Below are 24,427 nucleotides of genomic sequence, written 5' to 3'. Positions count from 1 at the left end.
ACGCGTTTGCACGGCAGGGTCGAAATCAAGCGGGTTGATAGTGGGCATCAACGTTGCGCAGGCGTGCGCTTTGTTTCGGTGGGCAGGGCTGGTAGTCCGTGGCTAAAAGGGCCTAGTGATCGCCAGCAAGCTGGCGCCTACAGCGGTCTTACCAGGGCGACAGTGGCGAGTCGGGACTCTCTGAGAGGCGGCAGGGCGTGTTCGGTCAGCGGCAGTCGGACGATAAAGGTCGTGCCTTGCTCGGCATTGGATTCGACATGAATGCTGCCCTGGTGGGCGGCCACGATCTCGCTGGCAATATAGAGCCCCAGGCCTAGTCCGGACTGAGGCCCATGCTCACCGGCGGCGTACTGGGAGTGGCGGCTCATGGGGTTGAAGATGTCAGCAAGTGCCTCCCCCGCGATCGGCTCGCCCTGGTTGTGCACGGAAAACACTGCATGCGCCTGTTCGGCGTGCAAGGACACCCTGATCTGTGACGTAGCGCTGCCGTGCTGCACAGCGTTGCCGATCAGATTGGAAAACACCTGCTCCATCCGCGAGGCGTCGAACAGCCCGGTCAGGTTTCCGCTGGTCTCGCAGAGAATATTGCGGTCCGGGTGATAGGCCAGCACTTCTTCGGCCATGCCTTCGCATACTGCGGCCAGATTGGTTTCCATACGGTGCACCGGAATGCCTGCACCGCTCTGCGAGCGGGTGAAATCGAGCAGGTCGTTAACGATCTTGTTGGCACGTTTGACGCTGGTATAGATGCGCGTCGCCAACATGGTCGGTTTGGGCCCGAGGCTGCCGTCGAGCAACAGCACTTCTGCACCGAGCTGAATCGCGCCCAGAGGCGTGCGCAAGTCGTGTCCAAGGATACCCAGAAAGACGTTCCGCGTGCCGTTGACCGTTTGTGAGTAGCTGGCCACGGACTCGGCGAGCGCTTGGTCGATGGCCTCGTTGAAGCGGGTCATGTCCTCGACTTCGAAGTCGGTGCCTAACTTGATTGCCTGCAACCACTTGCTCAGTACGCTGGAGCGCAGGGCGCGGTACTCGGACACCATTTCATCGATGCTGAAGCCGGCGTCATGACGCAACACCGCGTGAGTTTGCGCCGCCGTTTCACCGCCGCTTTTGTGTGACTTGCCGATGGATTTGGTGAACTGCTGGGCTTTCGACTGGCTGGTGCTCAGGTCCTCGGCAATCGTTCGCAGCATCTGCTCGGCATGGTCGCGTAGGGCTTCGGTGTCCATGGAGCGAGTTCCCAGAATGGTTCTGGCGAAGTCTTCCCACGACTGGAGAATGGGCTCGAGGTTATCGAGGATGAAATTGGCAAGGCGCATCGGGCTGCTCCGCAAGGTTGGACGCCGCTAAGCTCACCTGGACAACGGTGGCGTCTTGCCCACGGCTGATGCGGATGTGGCCGACGCGAAATCAAAGGGTCGTGTAACGCGCACTCAGTATGCACCAGCCCTGTCGCAGTTATGGCGCGAACCGCTGCTCGGTCACCGGCGGCGGCCTGGGGAAGTCTAGGGGGAACGGTCAGCAGCGAACACCGGCGACCAGGCGGTGCACCTCGTAAGGTCGATCAAGCAGATTTGATAGGGGGCGTCGGCATCGGATAGCCGAGCGGCTTTTGTAGGAGCCAGCTTGCTGGCGATCCGGGGCTGCAGGGCGTTATTGATCGCCAGCAAGCTGGCTCCTACAGGGGAGATGGCTTATTGCTGATTGCCCATGGCTGATGCGGATGTGACCGACGCGAAATCAAAGGGTCGTGTAACGCGCACTCGGTATGCACCAGCCCTGTCGCAGTTATGGCGCGAACCGCTGCTCGGTCACCGGCGGCGGCCTGGGGAAGTCTAGGGGGAACGGTCAGCAGCGAACACCGGCGAGCAGGCGGTGCACCTCGTAAGGTCGATCAAGCAGATTTGATAGGGGGCGTCGGCATCGGATAGCCGAGCGGCTTTTGTAGGAGCCAGCTTGCTGGCGACCCGGGGTTGCAGGGCGTTATTGATCGCCAGCAAGCTGGCTCCTACAGGGGAAATGACTTACTGCTGATTGCCCATGGCTGATGCGGATGTGGCCGACGCGAAATCAAAGGGTCGTGTAACGCGCACTCAGTATGCACCAGCCCTGTCGCAGTTATGGCGCGAACCGCTGCTCGGTCACCGAGCAGCGCCTGGGGAAGTCTAGGGGGGAACGGTCACAGCGAACACCGGGGACCAGGCGGTGCACCTCGTAAGGTCGATCAAGCAGATTCGATAGGGGTCGTTGGCATTGGATAGGCGAGCAGCTTTGTAGGAGCCAGCTTGCTGGCGACCCGGGGCTGCAGGGCGTTATTGATCGCCAGCAAGTTGGCTCCTACAGGGGAAATGACTTACTGCTGAAACGAAAAAGCCGCTGCCCAGATCACGGTGCAGCGGCTTTAGATTCGTTTTGCGAGAGAGCTTAGCCGCGCGCGCCCCGCACCCCTTCGCTCAACTCACGGCACAGGCCGAGTACGCCTTCGACGGCCTGCTCGGACGTTTCGGCATTGGCGATCTGGTCGATCAGCGCCGAGCCCACCACCACGCCATCGGCGAGTCGGGCGATGGCAGCGGCCTGGTCCGGCGTGCGGATGCCGAAGCCGATGCACAGCGGCAGATCGGTGTGGCGCTTGAGGCGGGCCACGGCTTCTTCGACGTGTTCCAGCGTGGCCGAACCAGCACCGGTGACGCCAGCCACCGAGACGTAATAGACGAAGCCCGAGCTGCCGTTGAGCACCGTGGGCAGGCGCTTGTCGTCGGTGGTCGGGGTGGTCAGGCGAATGAAGTCGATGCCCGCGGCCTGAGCCGGGTCGCAGAGGTCTTCGTTATGCTCCGGCGGCAGGTCAACGACGATCAGGCCGTCGACGCCAGCTTCCACTGCTTCGGCAAGGAAACGCTCGACGCCCATCTTGTGGATGGGGTTGAAGTAGCCCATCAGCACTAGCGGCGTGGTCTGGTTGCCCTCGCGAAACTCACGAACCATCTGCAGCGTCTTGGCCAGATCCTGTTTGGCCGCCAGCGCACGGATGTTTGCCAGCTGGATCGCCGGGCCGTCGGCCATCGGGTCGGTGAAGGGCATGCCCAGTTCGATGACGTCCGCGCCGGCGTCCGGCAAACCCTTGAGGATGGCCAGCGAGGTGGCGTAGTCCGGGTCGCCGCCGGTGACAAAGGTCACCAGGGCCGCACGGTTTTCCTGTTTCAGCTGCTCGAAGCGCGTCTGCAAACGGCTCATATATGTTCTTCCTGTTCGTCGTAGTGATGCATGACGGTCTGCATGTCCTTGTCGCCGCGGCCGGAGAGGTTGATCACCATCAGATGATCCTTCGGCAGGCCGGGCGCGCGTTTGAAGACTTCAGCCAGCGCGTGGGCGCTTTCCAGGGCCGGGATGATGCCTTCCAGGCGGCAGCACTTGTGGAATGCGGCGAGGGCTTCGTCGTCGGTCACCGAGGTGTATTCGACGCGGCCGATGTCGTGCAACCAGGCGTGCTCTGGGCCAATGCCGGGATAGTCGAGGCCTGCAGAAATCGAGTGGGCATCGATGATCTGGCCGTCGTCGTCCTGCAAGAGGAAGGTGCGGTTACCGTGCAGCACGCCCGGCACGCCGCCGTTCAGGCTGGCGGCATGCTTGCCGGATTCGATGCCATGGCCGGCTGCTTCAACGCCAATGATCTTCACGTCTTTGTCGTCGAGGAACGGGTGGAACAGGCCCATGGCATTGGAGCCGCCGCCGATGCAGGCCACCAGTGAATCGGGCAGGCGACCTTCTTGCGCCATCATCTGGTCACGGGTTTCCTTGCCAATTACGGCCTGGAAGTCGCGGACCATGGCCGGGTAGGGGTGCGGGCCGGCGACGGTGCCGATCAGGTAGAAGGTGTCGTGGATGTTGGTCACCCAGTCGCGCAGGGCTTCGTTCATGGCGTCCTTCAGGGTGCCGGTGCCGGCGGTGACCGGGATCACCGTGGCGCCGAGCAGCTTCATGCGGAAGACGTTGGCCTGCTGGCGCTCGATGTCCGTGGTGCCCATGTAGATCACGCACTGCATGCCGAAGCGCGCGGCGACGGTGGCCGTGGCCACACCGTGCATGCCGGCGCCGGTCTCGGCGATGATGCGCTGCTTGCCCATGCGCCGCGCCAGCAGGATCTGGCCGATGCAGTTGTTGATCTTGTGCGCGCCGGTGTGATTCAGCTCTTCGCGCTTGAGGTAGATCTTGGCGCCGCCGCAGAACTCGGTCAGGCGCTCGGCGTAATACAGCGGAGAAGGGCGGCCGACGTAGTCGCGCTGAAAATACGCGAGCTCCTTGGCGAACTCGGGATCGGTCTTGGCTTTTTCGTACTCGGCGGCCAGCTCATGGATGAGCGGCATCAGGGTTTCGGCGACGTACTGACCGCCAAAGTGGCCAAACAGGCCCTTGGCATCAGGGCCGCTGCGGAATGAGGTCATGGTCATCTCCTGCGGAAAAGGGTGGCGGCCATCCAGACGCGAGTAAGGATTGCGCGATGGGCGGAAAATTAACCGACTCTGGCCGGGATAAAAAGCGATAAGATCGCCTAGACCTGTCAGGAAAACTCACTAATGAGCCAAGCCCTTCCTCCCCTCAATGCACTTCGCGCTTTCGAAGCGGCCGCCCGGTTGCAGAGCGTAAGCCAAGCGGCAGCGGAACTCAGCGTGACGCACGGAGCCGTCAGTCGGCAGATCCGGCTGCTCGAAGACGACCTTGGCGTGGCGCTGTTCAGCAAGGAAGGTCGCGGCGTAAAACTCACCGATGCGGGGCTGCGGTTGCGTGATGCAGCAGGCGAGGCGTTCGAGCGGTTAAGGGACAGCTGCGCCGAGCTGCGCCAGCAGACCGCCGATGCGCCGTTCGTGCTCGGCTGTCCGGGCAGCCTGCTGGCGCGCTGGTTCATTCCGCGGCTGGACAGGCTCAACCGCGACCTGCCGGATCTGCATCTGCAACTGTCCGCCAGCGAGGGCGAACTGGACCCGCGCAGGCCGGGGCTGGACGCCACCTTGCTCTATGCCGAGCCGCCGTGGCCAGCCGATATGCAGGTATTCGAGCTGGCCACCGAATGCATCGGCCCGGTACTGAGCCCGCATCATCCGAACTGTGCGGCGTTGCGCCAGGCACCGCCGTCGGCGCTGTTCAACGAAGCGCTGCTCTACACCGCGTCGCGTCCGCAGGCGTGGCCCGCCTGGGCCCAGGGCAATGGGCTTGATCCCAACTTGTTGCGCATGGGGCAGGGCTTCGAGCATCTCTATTTTTTGCTGGAAGCGGCGCTGGCCGGGCTGGGTGTTGCCATCGCACCGCAGCAGCTGGTGGCTGACGACCTGCGTCAGGGCCGCTTGCTGGCGCCCTGGGGATTCGTCGAAACCCGGGCGCGGCTGTCGCTGTGGGTGCCGTCACGGCGCATGGATCGACGCGCTGAGCGATTGGCGGACTGGTTGCGCCAGCAGCTGGCTTGACGGAGCCCCACCCTAGGTGCGACGTGAAAGATCGAGCGGTTTTTGGCTCCGATGACCCCTGCTCGGAACGCTAGCGCGGCGCTCGTAGCGGTTCGTCTCGTAAGATTTCGTAACGTCCTCGCGGGTGCGCTCGGCAACTTTTCCGCAACCCGCACCAGAAGCGCGATCCGCGTTTCGCCTCATTTGTATCGGTGAGGGGCTCGACGGCTGATTCCTCGATTTTCATGAACTCACAAACGGCCCGGGCGCTCGGTATTTATGTGAGCGCCATCCTCTGGTGCTGACTTCCAATCAATCACAGAGGAGAAGCACGATGACTAACAAACTTCACACGATGCTCGGTGGTATCGCACTCGCAACGGCCATGGCAGCCAGCGCTCCGGCTTTCGCAGAAGTAGGCGATTTCAGCGTTTGGGATAAAGACAATTCCGGCGTGGTCACCATGGGCGAATGGGACACCGGTTTCGATAACGACGCCTTGTTCACCAGCTGGGACAGCGACAAGGACGGCATGCTCTCCAACAACGAGTACGGACAAGGTCTCTACGACGCCTATGACACCGACGATAGCGGCGATTGGAGCGAGACTGAATACAACGCCTTCTATGACGACGCGGGCGATGGTGGCTGGCTGGATATCTGACGTATCCGCTCTGCACCATGAAAAGACCACTGATGTACTGGCGGTTTTTTCATGATGCGGGCCGCTCGCCTAGCAGTATCTCGTGAGCGTTGGAGTTAGGTCTGTCGCTCTACAAAGAACCTATCGCAAGAGAGGTTTCCATGAACACGATTACGAAAACGCTGATTGCAACCGCTATCGCCGGATTCGCGACTGCACCTCTTGCAGCGGAATCGGGTAAGGCGCCTAGCCCCTACCAGAAGCACGATGGGACCTGGATCAGCCTGAACGGCACCGTAGAATCGGTGAAGCCCGATTCCTTCATGCTGAACTACGGCAAGGGCAGCATCGTCGTCGAGATGGACGACTGGGACTGGTACTCCGAAGGCACTGCCTTGAAGGCCGGGGACAAAGTCACGGTCTATGGTGATGTGGATGACGACATATTCGAAGTGACGTCGATAGAAGCCAACAGTGTTTACGTCGAGGGCCTGAACAGCTTCTTCTTCGCCAGCGCCAACGATGAAGAAACGCCATGGCGGACCGCAACCTTTGTGCCCTCTGCCGAAACCACGATTCAGGGCACCGTACAATCGGTCAAGGATCGAGAAATCACCCTCGATACGGGTGATGGCTCGCTGACCATCAATACCCTCACCATGTCCTATAACCCTTTGGACAAGGACGGTTTCCAGCAGGTCGAGAAGGGCGACCGCATTAGCGTCATGGGTCAAATGGACCCTGCCTTCTTTGGCAACCGTGAGTTCAACGCGAAGTCGATCATCACGATTTCCGAGGACAGCCAGAAACAGCAGAACAGCTAGTTCGCTTCCTCCGCGCGTCATCTCCTGTTTCGCCCGTTTCGCTAATGTGAAGCGGGTTTTTTTTGGAAAGCTTCCAGCCGCAGTAGCTGAAGTAACTCCCCGCCGTTGCCGATGAGCGGTTGTGCCACTCGTCTGGCGCCACTAAATCGACACCATCATTGCCGATACAGTTCAAACACCCACCGAGCGGCCATGTTGCCTGTCCGTGGGACTGTCTGTAGTCGTTCGGGAGAACAGTGATGGTCTATAAAAAGCGTGTCGGTATCGTGATGTGTGCCCTGCTCGCGGCCGGAGCAGAACAGGTAGCCGCCAAGCCCAACCCTGCGGTTGATGCTTCGCTCAAAGCCGGTCGACCCTTTGTGCAAGGAGAGTTGCTTGTGCAGTTCAAGGCCGGCGCCTCGGAGGCGGCAAAGAATGCCGCTCTGAGCCGTCAGGGCGCCAAGGCCGCACAGAAGCTGCTCGCCAAGGCCGCACGCAAAGATGCTAAAGGCGATCTGGTACACGCGAAGCTGGGCAAAGGCCAAAAAATAAATGCGGCACTGATTGCGCGGCTCGCATCGGATCCGGCGGTGGAATTCGTGGAGCCCAATTGGACCTATCGGCGCCAGCTGGCCAACCCCAAGGACCCCGGCCTGAGCCTGCTCTGGGGTATGCAGGACGCGACCACCTCTCCAACATCGCCGTACGGTAGCGGTGCGCTGGGCGCCTGGAATGCCGGAGCGCTTTGCTCGAACAAGATTCACATCGGCATCATTGATGAGGGCGTCATGACCACTCACGGTGACCTGCGTGCCAATATCTGGATCAATCCTGGCGAGGGTACCCGTGCTGATCGCAGGGACAACGACCGCAACGGTTTCGCCGACGACATCCATGGTTGGGACTTCGCAGCCAATAACGCAAGCGTCTACGACGGCCCGGTAGATGACCACGGTACCCATGTCGCCGGAACCGTCGCGGCCGTGGCCAACAACAGTGTCGGCGTGTTTGGCGTGTGCCCAACCGCAAAGCTCATCACTGCGAAGTTCCTCGGCGCAAACGGCGGCACGACAGTGGGCGCGGTGAAGGCCATCAATTACCTGACCAAGCTGAAGCTGACGAAAAAGATCAACCTCGTCGCTACCAATAATTCCTGGGGCGGGGGCGGCTATTCCCAAGCGCTCTACGATGCGATCAAGGCGGCGGGTAACGCCAATATCCTGTTCATTGCTGCGGCCGGAAACAGCGGTCTCAACATTGATAAGACGCCTAGCTATCCGGCGAGCTACAAATTACCCAACGTAATTTCGGTGGGTGCAATCGACAAATCAGGCCGGCGTGCGAGCTTCTCCAACTTCGGCGTAAATAACGTGCACATCGCTGCGCCTGGGGTGAGCATCGCATCTACGGTTCCTACCCGAACGGGCGCCGCAGGCTATGCCTACATGAGCGGGACCTCGATGGCCGCCCCTCATGTCGCGGGAGCCGCTGCGTTGTATGCCTCGCTGAACCCCTGCGCGACGGCGGCGCAGATTCGCTCCGCGCTGCTGACGCTGGCCGTGCGGGATCCGCAGCTGACCGGAGCGGTTCAGCTGAATCGCCGTCTGAACGTCGCCAAGATCCGTCGTGAGCTGAGCTGCAATAAGACCTAAGGGTTCTCCCGTGGCGGGTGCTCAGCTGGCCATCGCAGTACTGCCGTTCGCCGCCACCGGAGCCGTGGCCGCTGGCTTCTCCGTTCCATAACCTTGCGGATTGCGGCTTTGCCAGCGCCAGGCGTCAGTCAGCATTACCAGCAGGTCACGCTCCGCTTTCCAGACCAGATCGTCACTGGCCTTGCTCGGGTCCGACCAGCACTGTGCGGCGTCACCCGGTCGGCGCGCCTTGAACACATGGGGCAGTGGTTTGCCGATCACTTCTTCGAACGCGGTGATCATCTGGCGTACCGAGTAGCCCCGGCCGGTGCCGAGGTTCCACGTGGAAACACCATGAACCAGGTCGAGGCGCTCCAGTGCCTTGAGGTGCCCCTTGGCCAGATCCACCACGTGAATGTAATCGCGCACTCCCGTGCCGTCCGGCGTCGGGTAGTCCGCTCCGTATACGTTCAATTGCTTACGACGGCCCACGGCTACCTGCAGCATGTAGGGCAGCAGGTTATTGGGGATGCCGTTGGGGTCTTCGCCGATAAGGCCAGACTCGTGAGCGCCAATCGGATTGAAGTAGCGCAGCAGTGCAATCGACCAGCGCGGGTCGGATTCGGCCAGCCCTTTCAGCACGTTCTCCGCCATCAGCTTGGATTGGCCGTAGGGGTTGGTTGGAATGCCGGTGGGGCAGTTCTCGGTGATCGGCATCTTGGGTGAGTCGCCGTAGACAGTCGCCGATGAGCTGAACACCAATTTGAAAACGCCGGCTTCGGCCATGGCCTGACACAACGCGATACTGCCGCTGACGTTGGTTTCGTAATAGCGCAGCGGTTCGCGCACACTTTCACCGACGGCCTTGAGACCGGCGAAGTGCAGCACCGCCGTGATGGGGTAAGAGGCAAACAGCGCCTTGAGCAGCGAGCGGTTACGCACGTCACCCTTGATGAACTGCAGCGTGCGGCCAGCCAGATGCTCCACGCGATCCAGTGCCACTTTCGAACTGTTGCTGAGGTCGTCCAACACCAGCACCTCATGGCCAGCCAGCAGGAGCTCAAGCACCGCATGGGACCCGATATAACCAGCACCACCCGTGACGAGAATCATGTCTCTACCTCATGAACCGAATTATCTGACGCACACGGGAGCGCACGGCTGACCGTATGAGCGCGGCCGCTGCAAGCATCTCCAGGGTTGGGTCGGCGAATCGGGCGGTACTGACTGCAGGAAGCACACAGCACCGATGCCGGGTGAAACAGGCGTCCTGTGATAGGGACGGGGGAAGGTGTGAGCAAGTTCCAACGAAACGGCAGTCACCCGATGACCGACCTCTGCAGTAGGGCATCGGGAACCTTGGCTCATCAGCTGTCGTCCATAGCCGGCGGACAGCGCTTGCGGATTGGTCATTTCTGCCACCGAGCGCCATCAGGTTTTGCTTTGCGCGGGCTGCGCAGGCCTATGCGATGCGGCAGAAGGGACTCTGGAGGGCATTGCCACCCTTTACGAGGTTTCCATGAGCTGGGCCGGCCCCTACCAATACGAAATTGGCAAATCCCCCGATAAACAAGCGACGCCACCTGAAGTCATCTTCGATGAGCTGGTGCCGACCTTGTTGTGTCTTTCCCATTTGCGCTGGAGCTTCGTCTACCAACGCCCGCAGCACCTGATGTCGCGCTTCGCCCGTGACTTCAACGTGCTGTTTGCCGAAGAGCCGATCCCGACCGAAGACGCCCAGCCCTGGCTGGAAGTACGGCCCGAGGAAAATGGCGTTCAGGTACTGATTCCGCGTCTGCCTCAGGGCTGCGAGGGCGAGGCAGCGCTGCGCGTGCAGCGCGATTTGCTCGACGGCTATCTGGAAAAGCTCGGCGTCAATGAGCTGATACTCTGGTACTACACGCCGATGGCGCTCGGCTATGCCGGCCACCTAAAGCCCAAGCTCACCGTGTACGACTGCATGGACGAACTCTCGGCATTCCGTGGCGCACCGCCGGAGCTGGTGCAGCGCGAACGTGAGTTGCTCGAGCGCGCTGATCTGGTCTTCACGGGTGGCTACAGCATCTGGGAAGCCAAGCGCGAACTGCACGACAACGTATTTGCCTTTCCCAGCAGCGTCGATGTCGCGCATTTCGCCGAGGCGCGGCGGACCCAGGCCGACCCCGACGACCAATCCGAGATCCCTCATCCACGGCTGGGCTTCTACGGCGTGATCGACGAGCGTTTCGATATCGAACTGGTGGCCGACATGGCGGAAAAGCGTCCTGACTGGCAGTTCGTGCTGGTTGGGCCGGTGGTCAAGATCGATCCGGCGGAGCTGCCGCAGCGCGACAACATCCACTACCTGGGCGGTAAGACGTACGACGAGTTGCCCAAATACCTGGCCGGCTGGGACGTGGCCATCATGCCGTTCGCGATGAACGAATCGACCCGTTTCATCAGCCCGACCAAGACGCCTGAATACCTGGCCGGCGGCCGGCCCGTGGTGTCCACGCCAATCAAGGACGTGGTGCGCACCTATGGCGACACCGAGATCGTCTACATCGCCGACACACCCGATGCGTTCATCGCGTCTGTGGAAAAGGCACTGGCCGATGCTGAAGACCGCGACCGTTTGTTGAAGACCGCTGACGAAATTCTCGGCGACATGTCCTGGGACCATACCTGGGCGCTGATGAAGGAAAAGATGCAATGCGCGAAGTGAGCCTGCGAGACAGCAATCCCGAATACGCAGGCGGCGGCGCCAGCGACGGCTCGTCCTATGGCCGCCGCGGCTTCGACTACCTGATCGTCGGCGCCGGTTTCGCCGGCAGCGTGCTCGCCGAACGGCTGGCTGCCGGGCTGAACAAGCGCGTGCTGGTGGTCGACCGGCGTCCGCATATCGGCGGCAATGCCTATGATCATTACGACGAAGCCGGCGTATTGATCCACCGTTACGGCCCGCACATCTTCCACACCAACGCCCAGCGCATCGTCGATTACCTCTCCCGGTTCACCGAATGGCGCCCCTACGAGCATCGGGTGCTGGCGCAGGTGGATGGTCAGGAAGTGCCGATCCCGATCAACATGACCACGCTGAACAAGCTCTACGGTCTGAACATGACCACCGAACAGGAAGCGGCGGACTTCCTCGCCAGTCGCGCCGAACCGGTGGAAGACATCCAGACCAGCGAGGACGTGGTGATCAACGGCATCGGCCGTGAGCTGTACCAGAAGTTCTTTCGCGGCTACACGCGCAAGCAGTGGGGCCTGGACCCGTCGCAGCTGGACAAGTCGGTCACCTCGCGCATCCCGACGCGAACCAATACCGACGACCGCTACTTCACCGATACCTTCCAGCAGATGCCCAAGCATGGCTACACCAAAATGTTCGAGAAAATGCTCGCGCACCCGAACATCAAAGTCATGACCAGCACCGATTACCGGGAAATCCGCGACGAGGTGCAGCACGACCACCTGATCTTCTGCGGGCCCATCGACGAATACTTCGACTACCGCTTCGGCAAGCTGCCCTATCGTTCGCTGAAGTTCGAACACAAGCAGCTCGACCAGGAACAGTTCCAGGCGGTCGGTACGGTCAACTACCCGAGTGAAGACGTGCCCTATACGCGCATCAGCGAGTACAAGCACCTGACCGGGCAGGTTCATCCGAAAACCAGCATCACCTACGAATATCCGTCGGCGGAGGGCGATCCCTATTACCCGATTCCGCGGCCGGAGAATGCCGAACTGTACAAGCGCTACCAGAAGCTGGCGGACGAGACCCCCGGTGTGACCTTCGTCGGCCGCCTCGGGACCTACAAGTACTACAACATGGATCAGGTAGTCGGGCAGGCGCTGGCGCTGTACAAGCGCATCGAAGAGGCCGAGCGTGGCCCTGCTGCGGGCGAGAGCGCGGCGCACGGTCAGTCCCTGGCCGAACAGGCCCCCTGAGAGAGGCTCACGGATGCATCAGCCAAGCGTGTTTCAGAGCTTCTTTATGGGCGGCTTCGAATGCTCGAATCACCGCCGCAGCGATGGCCGACGCCTCGATCTGCTGGCCGCCACCGGGCATGACCGCTGGGCCGCCCATGATTACGCAGTGCTGCATCGACATGGCTTGCACAGCGTGCGTGACGGCCTGCGCTGGCACCTGATCGAGACGTCACCAGGCCGCTACGACTGGTCGAGCTTTCTGCCAATGCTGCAGGCGGCCCGGCGCCAGGGCACCCAGGTGATCTGGGATCTGTGCCACTACGGCTGGCCGGACGACATCGACATCTGGCGACCGCAGTTCGTCGAGCGCTTTGCCCGCTATGCGGCCGCGGCTGCGCAGTTGATCAAGGACGAGACCGATACGGTGCCGTTCTACGCGCCGTTGAACGAGATCTCGTTCTGGGCCTGGGCTGGCGGCGACGAGGCCTACTTTAACCCGATGGCACGCGGCCGTGGCTTTGAGCTCAAGCATCAGCTGGTGCGCGCCACCATCGCCGCGTTGCAGGCGATCCGCGAGGTTGAACCGCGGGCGCGTTTTATTCAGGTCGAACCGGCCATTCACGTCGTCGCGCCGAATGATCGGCCCGGCCCGCAGCGCGAGGCCGAGCGCTACCGCCAATCGCAGTTCGAGGCCTGGGACATGCTCTGCGGCGAACTCTGGCCGGGCCTCGGCGGTGCGCCGGAATACCTTGATCTGCTCGGCGTGAACTATTACCCCGACAACCAGTGGTATCACGGCGCAGGTAATACCATCGGCCGGGACAGCCCAGACTATCGACCTTTCAAAGGCATCCTCAGCGAGATCGCGCAGCGCTACAAACGGCCGATCGTGATCGCCGAAACCGGCGCCGAAGGCGATGTACGCGGCGACTGGCTGCGCTACGTCAGCGAGCAAGCCGGCCTGGCGATGCAGCGTGGCGTGCCGGTGGAAGGTATCTGCCTGTACCCGGTGGTGGATTACCCTGGCTGGACCGACGACCGTCACTGCCCGGTGGGGCTGTTGGGTTTTGCGGACGAAAACGGCAACCGTTGTGTTCACCAAGGGCTGGCCGATGAGCTGCGGCTACAGCAGGCGCGCTTCAGCCATTCGACTCCGGTTTCGAACATCGCTGAAGCCTTTTCATGAACGCCCCGGCACTGCGCAAACCGCCCCTGGTGCCGCACCTGCCGGATCGGCCGGTCGCCTTCTTGTGGCACTACGTTTGCGCGCGGCCCTGGCATTTCGGCGGCTTGCTGCTGCTGATCGTCGGTGCGGCGACCTGCGCGGTGGCGGTGCAGTACGGCATGAAGCTGCTGGTCGACGCCATGGCGCAGGGCAGCTCCAACCGGGGCGCCGCCGATGTGTGGTTTCCGCTGGGGCTGTTCATCGGCCTGATCGTCATTGAAAACGTGTTCTGGCGTCTCGGCGGCTGGCTCGGCTGCCGAACAGTCGTGGCGAGCATGGTGGATATTCGGGTTGACCTGTTCAAACACCTGACCGGTCACCCCATGCGTTACTTCACCGAGCATTTCGCCGGTTCGCTGGGTAATCGGATCTCGGCGCTGGGCCAGGCAGCAGGGGCGATCTATGGCGGTCTGGTCTGGAAGATCGTGCCGCCCATCGTCGACTTCATCGGGGCGGTGGTGGTGCTGTTGACCGTCGACTGGCGCATGGCGGTTGCGCTGATCCTGTTCGTGGCCATCGTCGCGGTACTGATCACCGGGTTCGGTATTCGTGGCCGCGCCAAGCATCAACGCTTCGCCGCGCAATCGGCGCGGGTTGGCGGCGAGCTGGTCGATGCGGTGTCCAATGTCTGGACCATCAAGGCGTTTTCCGCACGTGACCGTGAAGCGGAGCGCCTGGCCAACGAGATCGGCTACGAGGCCAAGGCCCAGCGGCGCAGCTGGATGTATCTGGAAAAGGCCCGCGTTATCCACGACATCTGCCTGTCGCTGATGGCCGGGGGCATGCTGGTCTGGGCAATCACTTTATGGGTGGACGGCTCGGTGACCGCCGGCGACGTGGTGCTGGTCAGCGCGCTGACCTTCCGTATCCTGCATGGCTCGCGTGATCTGGCCTTGGCGCTGGTGGACACCACGCAGCAGATCGGTGCCATCGACGACACCCTGCGTATCATCGTCCAACCGCACGGCCTTGAAGACTCCGAAACCCTGCTGTTGCTGGCTGAAGGGGACATCACCTTTGAGGACATCAGCTTCGGCTATCCGAAGCGTGGCATGCTCTTTGAGCACCTCAATCTGCATATCCCGGCTGGGCAGAAGGTCGGCGTGGTCGGGCCGTCCGGGGCGGGCAAGTCGACCCTCATACAATTGCTGCAACGGCTGGACGACGTGCAGGCCGGGCGCATCCTGATCGACGGTCAGGATGTCCGCTCCGTCAGCCAGAACAGCCTGCGCGAGAAGATCGCGGTGGTGCCGCAGGAGACCGCGCTGTTCAACCGGACGATTCGCGAGAACATCCGCTACGGGCGCCCTGATGCGACCGATAACGAAGTAGAGGAAGCGGCCCGCCAGGCCTTCTGCGATGCATTCATCCGCGAGCTTCCGCAGGGCTACGACACTTTGGTCGGCGAGCGCGGCGTGATGCTCTCCGGTGGCCAGCGTCAGCGTCTGGGTATCGCTCGGGCGTTCCTCAAGGATGCGCCGATCCTGATTCTCGACGAGGCGACCTCAGCGCTGGATACCCAGTCGGAAGGCGAGATCCAGGCGGCGCTGAACAACCTGGTACACAACCGCACCGTGGTCGCCGTCGCCCATCGGCTGTCGACGCTGGCGAGCTTCGATCGGATCATCGTGCTGCGCAACGGGCTGATCATCGAAGACGGCGCACCGATGGAGCTGCGCAGCCGCGGCGGTGCTTTCGAGGCGCTTTGGCGGATGCAGGCCGAGGGTTTCAAACACGAGCCCGATCCGGCGGTATGAAGCGAGTCGCGGTGAATTCGAGCAGCCTGCGCGCCTTGGGTTACGACCTGGACGAGCAGGCGCTGGAGGTTGAGTTTCATAACGGCTCGCTGTATCGCTACGAGCAGGTGCCCGCCGACGTGGTGCAGGCGCTGCTGGAGGCTGATTCCCTCGGGCGGTATTTCAATCAGGTGTTCAAGGCGCAGCAGTATCCCTATCGGCGTATCGATTAACCTGCGCTGCGTGTTGCCACTCGGGCTACGAGTGGAAGCGGATCGCGAGCAAGCTCGCTCCTACAGACGCACGAAGCCTACTGCCGGTGGGTTGCAGAGTTTCGTAGGGTGGGCTTCAGCCCACCAACTTGGGCCGAGCGTTCCGGTGGGCTGAAGCCCACCCTACGGCTGTACGTCGATCAACACGGATAACCTTCGAGTTATCCAGGTAGTGGGTGCTGAGATGCGCCGGCCGCCATCGGCGGATCGACCGCTCCGCTGAACTTCCGAGGCCCTTCGCGGGCCTCAATGAACAGGACGCGTCATTACCGAGCGGAGGCTCCTCAGACCAGAAGGGGATTTATTCATGTCGGATCATCACACGTACAAGAAGATTGAAATCGTCGGCTCTTCGCGCAATAGCGTCGATGAAGCGATTCAGAACGGTATCGCCGAGGCCAGCAGCAAACTGCAGAACGTCGAGTGGTTCGAAGTCGGCGAGATCCGCGGCCATGTCGAAAACGGCAAGGTCGGCCATTTCCAGGTCACCATGAAGGTCGGCTTCCGTCTCGCGGACAGCTGATCTGCCGTCCAGGCGGCCCGGCAGCGGCTATCCAGCCAGCTGCCTGGGAGGCCGGCTCGCCTCGCCGTGTCAGGCGTGGTCCGTCGGCGCCTCGCCGCGGCTGCGTTCGTAACGTCGTAGCAATGGCTGAGTGCTCAAGCCGTGCAGGACGATGCTCAACACCACCACTGAAATCACCAGTGAGATGAGCGCTTCGGCCTCTTCCGGCAACAGGCCGTGGGTGACCGCATAGCTCAGGTAGTACAAGCTGCCGATGCCTCGGATGCCGAACCAGCCGACGGTCAGGCGTTGGGTACGGTCCAGGTAGCGGCTTGGCACCAGCAGCCATACGCTCAGCGGCCGGATCACCACGAATAGCGCCAGCGCCAGGGGCACCGCACGCCAGTCCCAGTGCACCGAGACCAACACGCCAAGAATCGTCACCAACAGCACTTCCAGGCTGCGCTCCAGCTGGCCGCCAAAGGTGAGGATGTCACCCACCATCACACCTGCCGCGACCTTGGGTTCGGCGATTTTCTCGTTTTCCATCGGCAGCTCTCGTGGGCTCAGGCCGCCTTCAGCCAAGTGCGGCACAGCGTGTGCGATCAGCTCCTCGGAGGGCGTATCTGATTCCTCTGCTGCGTCCTTCTCCGCGTGGCGCAACCCCAGGCCGGCCGCAAATACCGCGAGGAAGCCCCAGGCGCCGATCAGCTCGGCGCCGACGTAGGCCAGTGCGATCAGCGCAAGCGCCAGCGAATCGTTCGGCGACATGGACGTATCGGCGTGGCGGGCGCGCAGAAAGATCGCCAGCTTGCCGATAAGCCTGCCGAGCAGATAACCAAACCCCAGGCCAGCCGGCACGGCCCAAACCAGCCGATGCAGCGCCCACTCGCTCACCCAGCCGCTAGCCAGGGTTTCCTGCTCGATCAGCAGCAGACCGAACACGACGAATGGAAAGGCGGTGCCATCGTTGAAGCCGGCTTCGCCGGACAGGCCGTAGCGGACGTGATCGCTGTCGCGGGAATTGTTTACCTGTACCAGGCTGGCGAGCACGGGATCGGTGGGGGCGAGGATGGCGCCGATCAACACCGAGAGCCCCCAGCTGAGCCCGAGCAGGTAATGGCAGAGCGCGGCGACGCCCGCGATGCAGGCGAGCATCACCGGGCCTGCGAGTATGTACGCGCTTCTCCATGCCCGGTGATGCAGCGGCATGCGCAGTTTGAGGCCGCTGACAAACAGTGACACCAGCACCGCGATCTCGGTGAGGTGCTCCATCCAGCTGGCGATGTGAATGAACTCCATCTCCCACAAGCCGACGCCGAGCTGGCCGATGAGCAGGCCGAAGCCGAGGTAGATCAGTGACGTGGTGACCGGCAGCCAGCGCAGGTAGGCCGATGCCAAGGCGAGGATCAACAGCAGGATGCCGAGCACGGCCATCCATTCGAGAAAATTCATTCAGTCTTCCGCAAACAAGCGTGACGCGCCGAAGTACGCATGGGCTGCTGTTTTGATCGGCGCGATTGGATGGGGTTCAGCCGCGTTCGTCGAGCGGAACGCCAGCGCGTCCAATGCAGACGCGGCGCTCGCCTTGCCGGCCTCGTGCAGGAGGTGCTTTGCGGGGCGGGGGTGTGCCGATGCTCTGGGTTGTTGGCTTGCGGTCTGGGCGCTGGCTTCCGGCTCTGTGGGAGGCCCGCCTCGGGGCGAAGCTCTTGCGTTTGAGCCGCCCGCACGACCACTTCGCCGCGAGGCGCGCCTCCCGCTGAATGTGTCGTGGCGATGGCGCCGAAAGGTTTCGCCTAGGTGCGCTTTGTTGATCAACGCAGCCCGGCGAGGATTTCGAAGGCGCGGTGGCGGTCGGCGGTTTCGTAAAGGTCGCAGGTGAAAATCAGCTCGTCGGCCTGAGTCTGCTCGAGCAAGACGTCCAGGCGAGCGCGGATCTTTTCCGGCCCACCAATCAGGGCCATGCCGAGGAAGCTGCCGACGGCGTCCTGCTCGTGGGGCAGCCATTTGCCCTGCATGCTCGTCACCGGCGGCACCAGCACCAGGCTCTGGCCGCGGATCAGCGCGAGGATGCGCTGATAGGCGGTGGTCGCCAGGTACTCGGCTTGCTCGTCGGTGTCGGCTGCCATCAGCGGCACGCCGAGCATGACGTACGGCTTGTCCAGCACCTCGGAAGGGCGGAAGTTCTCGCGGTACAGGCGAATCGCGTCGTGCATATAACGCGGCGCGAAATGCGAGGCGAACGCATAGGGCAAGCCTTTGGCAGCAGCCAACTGAGCGCTGAACAGGCTCGAGCCGAGCAGCCAGATCGGGACATTGCTGCCCATGCCAGGCATGGCGATGACGCGTTGGTTGGGCTGGCGCGGACCGAGCAGCAGCTGCAGTTCTTCCACGTCCGCCGGGAAGTCATCGGCGCTGCCCATGCGGTCGCGGCGCAAGGCATGGGCGGTGAACTGATCGGCGCCCGGCGCGCGACCCAGACCCAGCTCGATCCGCCCCGGGTAGAGCGCCTCCAGCGTGCCGAACTGTTCGGCCACCACCAGCGGCGCGTGGTTGGGCAGCATCACCCCGCCCGCGCCCAGGCGAATCCGCGAGGTACCGGATGCCAGATAACCGATCAGCACCGAGGTGGCGGCGCTGGCGATGCCGTCCATGTTGTGGTGCTCGGCAACCCAGAAGCGCTCGAAGCCAAGCTTCTCGACATGCTGCGCCAGGGCCAACGAGTTGCGCAGGGCCAGGCCGACGTCGCCGTCATCGCGGATTGGCGCCAGGTCCAGGGTGGAGAAACGGGTGTGTTCGATACGGGACATCGTCTACCTCTTTGCTGACGGCTGCTCAGTAGCAGTGCTCGGCCTCGGCGCGCGCCAGGACCTTGTAGTCTTCGTCGCGCAGCCAGCCTTGTGGGGTGAAGCCCAGCGAGCGGGCCTGGAATAGGTAGCGCCGGCCGGGCTGGAAATCGTCGTAGTTGATCACCATGGTGCAGCGCAGGTATTGGGTGTCGCCAAAATCGCCAAAGCCGCCACTGCTGATTTCGAATTCGTAGCGCGCTTCGAGTTCATGCGCACCGGGGCTGACCTGGAAATAGCGCCCATCGGGTGTGCGCTCACCGTCCAGCTGGTCGGACATGAAAATGTCACTGGGTTGGGCGGTCAGCTCGACCCAGGCCATGTTCGGGTCGGGTGCGGGCAGGGGGCCGGCACAGCCGGTCAGGCCGAGCGCCAGCAATGGAGCCAATAACAGACGCATGGTGAATCCTCCGGATAACCGCAGGATCAGCGTCTGCTGTCGCGGTCAGCCAATGAGCCTGAGCCAGATAGTGCTCTTTTTCAACGACTGCACCGCAACAGAACGGTTCACAACAGAACGCTAGCGGGTAGCGACCCCGCCGCAGCCACGCTCAGTGGCCTTGGCCAGCACGCGGTCATGCTGGTCGTAAAGTTTGGCCCAGGGGCGGAAGCCGTAGCCGCCAGCCACGAGTCGATAGCGGGCCCCGGCATTGAAGCTGTCATAGCTCAGGGTCAGGCGGCAGTCGCGTGCCAGCGCTTCGCTGTCGCGACCTACGTCGGCTGGGCCGACTTCGAAGCGATAGCGCATGCCCAGCTGATGGCTGCCTGGCTCGACCTGAAAATAGCGACTGTCGTCGAGCGGCTTGTCATCGACCGCCACGGCCACCAGTTCGGTCTCCCCGTGCGGTGCGAGGTCGACCCAGGCCTGGTTCGGGTCCGGTTTGGGCATCCACATGGCGCAACCGCCCAGACTGGATAGCGCAAGAGCAAGCATCAGGATTCGCATGGAACTGGGTCTCCGATCGGTGTCGGCCTGGCTGTTTGGCACCGGCGTGTTCGGTGTTTGGGTGGACTTCGTTGTAGGCTCCGCGCATCGCCCCGCAGGGCATTTAGCCGGTAAGCGTGTGTTCATGTCGAAGTCGAAAATCGCCGCAGTCGACAACCGCAAGCGGCGTTGGGTTCCCCTGCTAATGGTGGTTGGTCTGAGCGGTTGCAGCAGTTACTACGGGCAACTGGCGGTCGGCCAGCTCGAGCTGCTGCGGCTGCGTGAGCCCATCGCAGCGATCATCGACGACCCGCAAAGCGATCCGCAGTTGCGCCAACGACTGACCCTGGCCCTGCAGGCCAGAGGCTTCGCCAGCCGAGCCTTGGCACTGCCGGACAATCGGAGTTATCGGGTATACGCCGAGCTCCAGCGGCCTTATGTGATGTGGAATCTGTTCGTTGCTGAAGAGTTTTCCGTGGCGCAGCAGACCCAGTGCTTTCCGATAGCCGGTTGTGTGGGTTATCGCGGCTACTACCAACAGGGCCGCGCCCGCGGCGCTGCGGCACTGCTGCAAGCCGAGGGCTACGACACGTTGGTGGCCGGCGTGCCGGCTTATTCGACCCTGGGCTGGTTCGACGATCCGCTGCTCAGCTCGATGCTGCGCTGGGACGACGATCGGCTGGCCGGGCTAATTTTCCACGAGTTGGCGCATCAGCGGTTGTATGTCACTGACGATACGTCGTTCAACGAATCCTATGCCTCCTTTGTCGAGCGGGAAGGGCTGCGGCAGTGGCGCGCCAGTCGTGGGCTGCCGCCGTCCAGCGATGCGCTGCGCGATCAATACGCCGACCTCAGCCGGTTGGCGCTGGCGACTCGCGAGCGCTTGGCTGCGCTCTATGCGTCCGGGTTGAGCGAACCGGAAATGCGTGCTGCCAAGGCCGCCGAATTCATGCGCATGCGGCAGGCCTATCGGCGGCTGAGAGACGGGGCGTGGAACGGTGATGATCGTTTCGATCGCTGGATGGCCCAGCCATTAAACAATGCCAGCCTGGTTCCGTTCGGCCTCTACGATCAGTGGGTGTCTGCCTTCGCCGCGCTGTTCGAGCAGGTCGGCGGTGATTGGCCGCGTTTTCATGCGCAAGTCGCTGCCTTGGGTCGACTGCCCGCCGACGAGCGGAAGCGTCAGTTGGAGGCACTTCGCTGAAACACCTCACCGCTTCGCTTGAACGCCGATGCGGCAAGGTTTCGGGGCCGATTGCGCTTCGCTGCACCTGAGCCTGTTCGAAGGGGTTGGCTGCTGCCGCTTGTCGACTCTTTGCATGTTCGCTTCACGTTCTACGGAATTCTTTTCCGCTTGCCTCCGTCCCTTTTTTAAGCCGTCAGCTCAGCTGACCCGTGATTAGGCCGTACGGATTCGTACGCCGAACCAATACAAGCCGTTCAAACGGAGGCTCCATGGACAACCTAACCGGCATTCTCGACAACAAGGGCACGCCGCTCGATAAGCAGAAGTTCACTTGGAAGGAAATGGCGGGCAAGCCCATCAGCAAGCTCGACGATGACGCTTTCACCCGCGTGCGCATCATCCTGATGAACGGGATCGAAACCGATGCGTTGCGCCTCAAGCACGGCATCGCCCGCATCACTGGCCAGCTGCGCGGCCCGCTCGCCGAGATCCGCCGGGTCGAGCAACACCAGGCGACCATGGTCAACTGGCTGATCTCCGCCGACCATTCGCCGCTGGAAACCACTGTCGCCTATGAGCAGGTCGCCATCGAAGTGACCGCGGCCGTCGCCCAGACCGAGCCGGACCCCTACCAGGCGCAGACTTACCGCTTCGGCTTGCTGGAAGACTTCGACCACCTGTATCGCTACTCAGCCATGCTCGATCGCCTCGAAGGCAAGGACGCGAACAATATCCTGCAGGGCTACACCGACATCGTCCCAGGCCGGCAGACCTCCGAGCACCACCGTCATCCGGACAACGACCTGCGCGAAAGCTATGCGAAGGAGCAGGCGGATCTCATCACCAAGATTCATGCGGCCATGATCACCGCGGCTGAGTACCAGACCCACGACTACTACATGAATATCGGCCCGCTGTTCGCCGATCCGGTGGCACGTCAACTGTATGCCGAAATTGCGTCGGTCGAAGAGCAGCACGTCACCCAGTACGGCTCGTTGGCCGACCCGCAGGAATCCTTTATGGAGAAGTGGCTGGTGCACGAGGCGATGGAGGTTTATGCCTATGCCAGCTGTGCCGAGCAGGAAACCAACCCGCGCATCAAGGCCATGTGGGAGCGCTTCCTCGACTACGAGCTGGGCCACCTGAACATCGCCTGCGAGCACTTCAAGAACATCGAGCGTCGCGATCCGGCGGAGATTCTCGGCGGCCCATTGCCGAAGATGATCGAGTTCAAGAGCCAGCGTGAGTTTGTGCGCCAGGTGCTTGCCGCCGAGGTCAACCTTCGCACCAGCGGCACCCAGTACGTCGACAAGAGCCAGGAGCCGCAGAACTCCCTGGATTATCGCGCCCAGCTCAATTCCGAAGGCATCGCCTCGAACATCGTGTCGGCCGGTTACCAGTGGGCACCGGGCGGCGAACTCATGCAGATGCGCAAGGCTTCCTGAGGAGAACAGACATGGCAACTTCAGCAAAACTGGGCACCAATTTCACCGGCGTGCAGATGTCCCCGAAGGACACCAAGCGCCTGCTCGATGCCGTCAACGAGATTCATCCGGACGTTCCGGGCGATTCCAAGGGCATGATGCTCGAACGCACTACCCGCGCCGAGGAAGCCGATCGCATCGGCTCGGTGCCGGTCCCGGGTTCGGCCAAAGGCATGCTCAAATCCACCTTCGACATGGCGCTGGGCAAGAGCCCGGAGCTGCTGGTGGACAAGCTCGGCGAGCGTCTGGCCTTCGAGCGCAGCGGCGTGCGCATGTACGACGCCATGATCGCCAAGGCCAAGGGACTCGAAACCGCCCAATCGGACTTGGTCCAGGTGCTGCAGCACATCCGTGACGAAGAGTTCGAACACATGAACATGGTGGCTGAAGCGATCGAAACCCTGGGTGCCGACCCGACTGCGCAGACGCCATCTGCCGACGTCGTAGGGGTCAAGTCCATGGGCGTGATGCAGGTGCTGACCGACCCGCGGACGAACGTTGCTCAGGGCATCAATGCCTTGCTGACGTTGGAGCTCGAAGACAACGCCGCCTGGGAGCTGCTGATCGAGCTGGCCGAGGCCGGTGGTCACCCACGCATCGCCAAGGGCTTCCATAAGGCCAAGGCGCAGGAAGACGACCATGTAGTGAAGATCAAGTCGCTCTTGCGCAAGGACCTGCTCAGCCAGGTGCAGTGAATACCGCGTGCGCTTCAAACCTTGGCGCGCCTTAGGGCGCGTCTTTTTTTGGGCGCAGCGTCACTCGGGGACTTCCTAACGTTTTTAATGCATAAGCAAATGCATTCTTATTCTTTATGGCGCAGATTCCGCGGGCGATAGACTCGCCGCTCAGCGACCATCGAGAGGCCATCCTATGCGGCGCGGAGCGTTCCACTATCTGATCGTCCCCGGCTGGCATGGCTCGCCTGAGGACCATTGGCAGAGCCATTGGCAGCGCACTCTGGCCAACAGTCGGCGCATTGAGCAGGCCGACTGGATGCAGCCGCAACGTCCCGACTGGGTGACCGAACTGCATCGCGGAATCGTCGCGGCATCAGCGCCAGTGGTGCTGATCGCGCACAGCCTCGGCTGTCCCACCGTCGCGCACTGGGTGGCGCAGGCGTCGCCCGAGGCGTTGCGGTGCGTTGAGGGTGTATTGCTGGTCGCGCCTGCGGATGTGGAGCGACCGGGTTGCCCTGAGCCACTGCGCAACTTCGCTCCGCTGCCCCTGGTGCCGCTGCCATTTCCCAGCGTGCTGGTGGGGTCCGACAACGATCCCGCCGCCAGCGCCGACCGGGCGCGGGCCATGGGTGAAGCCTGGGGCAGCGAGGTGACAGTGCTCAGTGGGGTAGGGCATATCAACGTGGAGTCTGGTCATCATCGCTGGGAGGAGGGGCTGGCCTTTCTCCATCGTCTGCAAACGCTGATCGGCGAGCAGGCGCAACGGCGCGCTTGAGGGCGCTCAGATAGGCGGAACTCTGCTCATCCACCTGGCCACTGCTCGGTGGATCGGTGAAGCGCGATCCACCCTACGACCCCAAGCCTCAGCAAGTAGGGTGGGCTTTAGCCCACCACTTGCATGGAAGCAACCCAGGCGCTGAGCAAGCCCGAAGGGCAGATGATGCTCTTTCATCCACCGTTGGGCACTGCTCGGTGGATCGGTGAAGCGCGATCCACCCTACGACCCCAATCCTCTGCAAGTAGGGTGGGCTTCAGCCCACCACTTGCACGGAAGCAAACCCAGGCGCTGGGCAAGCCCGAAGGGCAGATGATGCTCTTTCATCCACCGTTGGCCACTGCTCGGTGGATCGGTGAAGCGCGA

Annotated in this window: 22 protein-coding genes; 14 read left to right on the top strand and 8 right to left on the bottom strand. The window is 62.3% G+C overall.

Features of this window, described 5'->3' with window-relative positions; translation table 11 throughout:
• Positions 1 to 137 precede the first annotated feature (137 nt).
• The 3 genes from ACQKEK_RS18400 to trpB form a co-directional block, all read right to left on the bottom strand.
• Positions 138 to 1,322 (bottom strand): sensor histidine kinase, encoded by a 1,185-nt coding sequence (locus tag ACQKEK_RS18400; protein WP_499144027.1) that lies wholly within the window; start codon positions 1,320 to 1,322, stop codon positions 138 to 140.
• Between the two features lie 1,105 nt (positions 1,323 to 2,427).
• Positions 2,428 to 3,237, bottom strand: coding sequence for a tryptophan synthase subunit alpha (gene trpA, locus ACQKEK_RS18395; RefSeq protein ID WP_499144028.1), 810 nt, complete (start codon positions 3,235 to 3,237; stop codon positions 2,428 to 2,430).
• A complete protein-coding gene (gene trpB / locus ACQKEK_RS18390) occupies positions 3,234 to 4,445 on the bottom strand; it encodes a tryptophan synthase subunit beta (RefSeq protein WP_196766722.1) in 1,212 nt (403 codons plus the stop codon). The genes trpA and trpB overlap by 4 nt, the downstream gene beginning before the upstream one ends.
• Before the next feature lie 132 nt (positions 4,446 to 4,577).
• On the opposite strand from trpB, the gene ACQKEK_RS18385 reads away from it, so the two are divergent.
• The 4 genes from ACQKEK_RS18385 to ACQKEK_RS18370 all read left to right on the top strand — a co-directional run bounded on the left by ACQKEK_RS18385 (position 4,578) and on the right by ACQKEK_RS18370 (position 8,539).
• Entirely contained in the window at positions 4,578 to 5,462 is an 885-nt protein-coding gene (locus tag ACQKEK_RS18385; RefSeq protein ID WP_128119759.1) for a LysR family transcriptional regulator, read from the top strand.
• A gap of 313 nt (positions 5,463 to 5,775) precedes the next feature.
• Positions 5,776 to 6,105, top strand: a complete 330-nt coding sequence (locus tag ACQKEK_RS18380; protein ID WP_128119758.1) for an EF-hand domain-containing protein — start codon at positions 5,776 to 5,778, stop codon at positions 6,103 to 6,105.
• Between the two features lie 140 nt (positions 6,106 to 6,245).
• Complete coding sequence (locus ACQKEK_RS18375; protein ID WP_128119757.1) at positions 6,246 to 6,908, top strand: NirD/YgiW/YdeI family stress tolerance protein; 663 nt, start codon at positions 6,246 to 6,248, stop codon at positions 6,906 to 6,908.
• Between the two features lie 239 nt (positions 6,909 to 7,147).
• Positions 7,148 to 8,539 carry a S8 family peptidase gene (locus tag ACQKEK_RS18370; protein ID WP_499144029.1) on the top strand — a complete coding sequence of 464 codons (1,392 nt, stop codon included), beginning with the start codon at positions 7,148 to 7,150 and terminating at the stop codon, positions 8,537 to 8,539.
• A gap of 21 nt (positions 8,540 to 8,560) precedes the next feature.
• Here ACQKEK_RS18370 and galE read toward each other — a convergent pair whose 3' ends face one another.
• The gene (galE, locus tag ACQKEK_RS18365) at positions 8,561 to 9,631 is read right to left on the bottom strand and encodes a UDP-glucose 4-epimerase GalE (protein ID WP_499144030.1); all 1,071 of its coding nucleotides are present in this window, start codon (positions 9,629 to 9,631) and stop codon (positions 8,561 to 8,563) included.
• Between the two features lie 406 nt (positions 9,632 to 10,037).
• On the opposite strand from galE, the gene ACQKEK_RS18360 reads away from it, so the two are divergent.
• From ACQKEK_RS18360 to ACQKEK_RS18335, 6 genes are all read left to right on the top strand, one after another.
• Positions 10,038 to 11,222 (top strand): glycosyltransferase family 1 protein, encoded by a 1,185-nt coding sequence (locus ACQKEK_RS18360; RefSeq protein ID WP_499144031.1) that lies wholly within the window; start codon positions 10,038 to 10,040, stop codon positions 11,220 to 11,222.
• A complete protein-coding gene (glf, locus tag ACQKEK_RS18355) occupies positions 11,210 to 12,451 on the top strand; it encodes a UDP-galactopyranose mutase (RefSeq protein WP_499144032.1) in 1,242 nt (413 codons plus the stop codon). The genes ACQKEK_RS18360 and glf overlap by 13 nt, the downstream gene beginning before the upstream one ends.
• Positions 12,452 to 12,464: 13 nt before the next feature.
• Positions 12,465 to 13,619: a glycoside hydrolase family 1 protein gene (locus ACQKEK_RS18350; RefSeq protein WP_499144033.1), complete on the top strand. Its 1,155-nt coding sequence runs from the start codon at positions 12,465 to 12,467 to the stop codon at positions 13,617 to 13,619.
• Positions 13,616 to 15,415 carry an ABC transporter ATP-binding protein gene (locus tag ACQKEK_RS18345; protein ID WP_499144034.1) on the top strand — a complete coding sequence of 600 codons (1,800 nt, stop codon included), beginning with the start codon at positions 13,616 to 13,618 and terminating at the stop codon, positions 15,413 to 15,415. The genes ACQKEK_RS18350 and ACQKEK_RS18345 overlap by 4 nt, the downstream gene beginning before the upstream one ends.
• Positions 15,412 to 15,627 carry a KTSC domain-containing protein gene (locus ACQKEK_RS18340; RefSeq protein ID WP_046163415.1) on the top strand — a complete coding sequence of 72 codons (216 nt, stop codon included), beginning with the start codon at positions 15,412 to 15,414 and terminating at the stop codon, positions 15,625 to 15,627. The genes ACQKEK_RS18345 and ACQKEK_RS18340 overlap by 4 nt, the downstream gene beginning before the upstream one ends.
• Before the next feature lie 346 nt (positions 15,628 to 15,973).
• Positions 15,974 to 16,189 (top strand): dodecin, encoded by a 216-nt coding sequence (locus ACQKEK_RS18335; protein ID WP_045422835.1) that lies wholly within the window; start codon positions 15,974 to 15,976, stop codon positions 16,187 to 16,189.
• Between the two features lie 69 nt (positions 16,190 to 16,258).
• On the opposite strand, the gene ACQKEK_RS18330 is transcribed toward ACQKEK_RS18335, so the two are convergent.
• The 4 genes from ACQKEK_RS18330 to ACQKEK_RS18315 form a co-directional block, all read right to left on the bottom strand.
• Positions 16,259 to 17,623, bottom strand: a complete 1,365-nt coding sequence (locus ACQKEK_RS18330) for a cation:proton antiporter (RefSeq protein ID WP_499144035.1) — start codon at positions 17,621 to 17,623, stop codon at positions 16,259 to 16,261.
• A gap of 359 nt (positions 17,624 to 17,982) precedes the next feature.
• Positions 17,983 to 18,978, bottom strand: a complete 996-nt coding sequence (locus ACQKEK_RS18325) for an LLM class flavin-dependent oxidoreductase (protein WP_128119750.1) — start codon at positions 18,976 to 18,978, stop codon at positions 17,983 to 17,985.
• 25 nt (positions 18,979 to 19,003) lie between these two features.
• Positions 19,004 to 19,414: a PA0061/PA0062 family lipoprotein gene (locus ACQKEK_RS18320; RefSeq protein WP_216707019.1), complete on the bottom strand. Its 411-nt coding sequence runs from the start codon at positions 19,412 to 19,414 to the stop codon at positions 19,004 to 19,006.
• A gap of 120 nt (positions 19,415 to 19,534) precedes the next feature.
• Positions 19,535 to 19,960 (bottom strand): PA0061/PA0062 family lipoprotein, encoded by a 426-nt coding sequence (locus ACQKEK_RS18315; protein WP_045422826.1) that lies wholly within the window; start codon positions 19,958 to 19,960, stop codon positions 19,535 to 19,537.
• Between the two features lie 124 nt (positions 19,961 to 20,084).
• Here ACQKEK_RS18315 and ACQKEK_RS18310 point away from each other — a divergent pair, with 124 nt between their 5' ends.
• The 4 genes from ACQKEK_RS18310 (at position 20,085) to ACQKEK_RS18295 (ending at position 24,061) form a co-directional block, all read left to right on the top strand.
• On the top strand, positions 20,085 to 21,143 hold the full coding sequence (locus ACQKEK_RS18310; RefSeq protein WP_499144094.1) for an aminopeptidase: 1,059 nt from the start codon (positions 20,085 to 20,087) through the stop codon (positions 21,141 to 21,143).
• A 251-nt stretch (positions 21,144 to 21,394) separates the two neighbouring features.
• Positions 21,395 to 22,570: a hypothetical protein gene (locus tag ACQKEK_RS18305; RefSeq protein WP_499144036.1), complete on the top strand. Its 1,176-nt coding sequence runs from the start codon at positions 21,395 to 21,397 to the stop codon at positions 22,568 to 22,570.
• 11 nt (positions 22,571 to 22,581) lie between these two features.
• Positions 22,582 to 23,304 (top strand): ferritin-like domain-containing protein, encoded by a 723-nt coding sequence (locus tag ACQKEK_RS18300; RefSeq protein ID WP_128119748.1) that lies wholly within the window; start codon positions 22,582 to 22,584, stop codon positions 23,302 to 23,304.
• A 175-nt stretch (positions 23,305 to 23,479) separates the two neighbouring features.
• The gene (locus ACQKEK_RS18295; protein WP_499144037.1) at positions 23,480 to 24,061 is read left to right on the top strand and encodes an RBBP9/YdeN family alpha/beta hydrolase; all 582 of its coding nucleotides are present in this window, start codon (positions 23,480 to 23,482) and stop codon (positions 24,059 to 24,061) included.
• Positions 24,062 to 24,427: the final 366 nt, after the last annotated feature.

It is taken from the genome of Pseudomonas sp. NPDC077408 (genome assembly GCF_050269105.1).
In the GTDB taxonomy this organism is placed as follows: Bacteria; Pseudomonadota; Gammaproteobacteria; order Pseudomonadales; family Pseudomonadaceae; genus Stutzerimonas.
The sequence above is the reverse complement of the archived record's forward strand: the minus strand, read 5'-3'. Positions and strand labels throughout refer to the sequence as shown.

Coding starts and splice junctions, on each gene's coding strand:
- ACQKEK_RS18325 (WP_128119750.1), bottom strand. CDS start 18,978: ATGTCCCGTATCGAACACACCCGTTTCTCCACCCTGGACCTGGCGCCA.
- ACQKEK_RS18300 (WP_128119748.1), top strand. CDS start 22,582: ATGGCAACTTCAGCAAAACTGGGCACCAATTTCACCGGCGTGCAGATG.
- ACQKEK_RS18335 (WP_045422835.1), top strand. CDS start 15,974: ATGTCGGATCATCACACGTACAAGAAGATTGAAATCGTCGGCTCTTCG.
- ACQKEK_RS18360 (WP_499144031.1), top strand. CDS start 10,038: ATGAGCTGGGCCGGCCCCTACCAATACGAAATTGGCAAATCCCCCGAT.
- trpA (WP_499144028.1), bottom strand. CDS start 3,237: ATGAGCCGTTTGCAGACGCGCTTCGAGCAGCTGAAACAGGAAAACCGT.
- ACQKEK_RS18345 (WP_499144034.1), top strand. CDS start 13,616: ATGAACGCCCCGGCACTGCGCAAACCGCCCCTGGTGCCGCACCTGCCG.
- ACQKEK_RS18380 (WP_128119758.1), top strand. CDS start 5,776: ATGACTAACAAACTTCACACGATGCTCGGTGGTATCGCACTCGCAACG.
- ACQKEK_RS18385 (WP_128119759.1), top strand. CDS start 4,578: ATGAGCCAAGCCCTTCCTCCCCTCAATGCACTTCGCGCTTTCGAAGCG.
- ACQKEK_RS18375 (WP_128119757.1), top strand. CDS start 6,246: ATGAACACGATTACGAAAACGCTGATTGCAACCGCTATCGCCGGATTC.
- ACQKEK_RS18350 (WP_499144033.1), top strand. CDS start 12,465: ATGCATCAGCCAAGCGTGTTTCAGAGCTTCTTTATGGGCGGCTTCGAA.
- ACQKEK_RS18370 (WP_499144029.1), top strand. CDS start 7,148: ATGGTCTATAAAAAGCGTGTCGGTATCGTGATGTGTGCCCTGCTCGCG.
- ACQKEK_RS18320 (WP_216707019.1), bottom strand. CDS start 19,414: ATGCGTCTGTTATTGGCTCCATTGCTGGCGCTCGGCCTGACCGGCTGT.
- ACQKEK_RS18305 (WP_499144036.1), top strand. CDS start 21,395: ATGGACAACCTAACCGGCATTCTCGACAACAAGGGCACGCCGCTCGAT.
- ACQKEK_RS18340 (WP_046163415.1), top strand. CDS start 15,412: ATGAAGCGAGTCGCGGTGAATTCGAGCAGCCTGCGCGCCTTGGGTTAC.
- ACQKEK_RS18315 (WP_045422826.1), bottom strand. CDS start 19,960: ATGCGAATCCTGATGCTTGCTCTTGCGCTATCCAGTCTGGGCGGTTGC.
- ACQKEK_RS18330 (WP_499144035.1), bottom strand. CDS start 17,623: ATGAATTTTCTCGAATGGATGGCCGTGCTCGGCATCCTGCTGTTGATC.
- trpB (WP_196766722.1), bottom strand. CDS start 4,445: ATGACCTCATTCCGCAGCGGCCCTGATGCCAAGGGCCTGTTTGGCCAC.
- galE (WP_499144030.1), bottom strand. CDS start 9,631: ATGATTCTCGTCACGGGTGGTGCTGGTTATATCGGGTCCCATGCGGTG.
- glf (WP_499144032.1), top strand. CDS start 11,210: ATGCGCGAAGTGAGCCTGCGAGACAGCAATCCCGAATACGCAGGCGGC.
- ACQKEK_RS18400 (WP_499144027.1), bottom strand. CDS start 1,322: ATGCGCCTTGCCAATTTCATCCTCGATAACCTCGAGCCCATTCTCCAG.
- ACQKEK_RS18295 (WP_499144037.1), top strand. CDS start 23,480: ATGCGGCGCGGAGCGTTCCACTATCTGATCGTCCCCGGCTGGCATGGC.
- ACQKEK_RS18310 (WP_499144094.1), top strand. CDS start 20,085: ATGTCGAAGTCGAAAATCGCCGCAGTCGACAACCGCAAGCGGCGTTGG.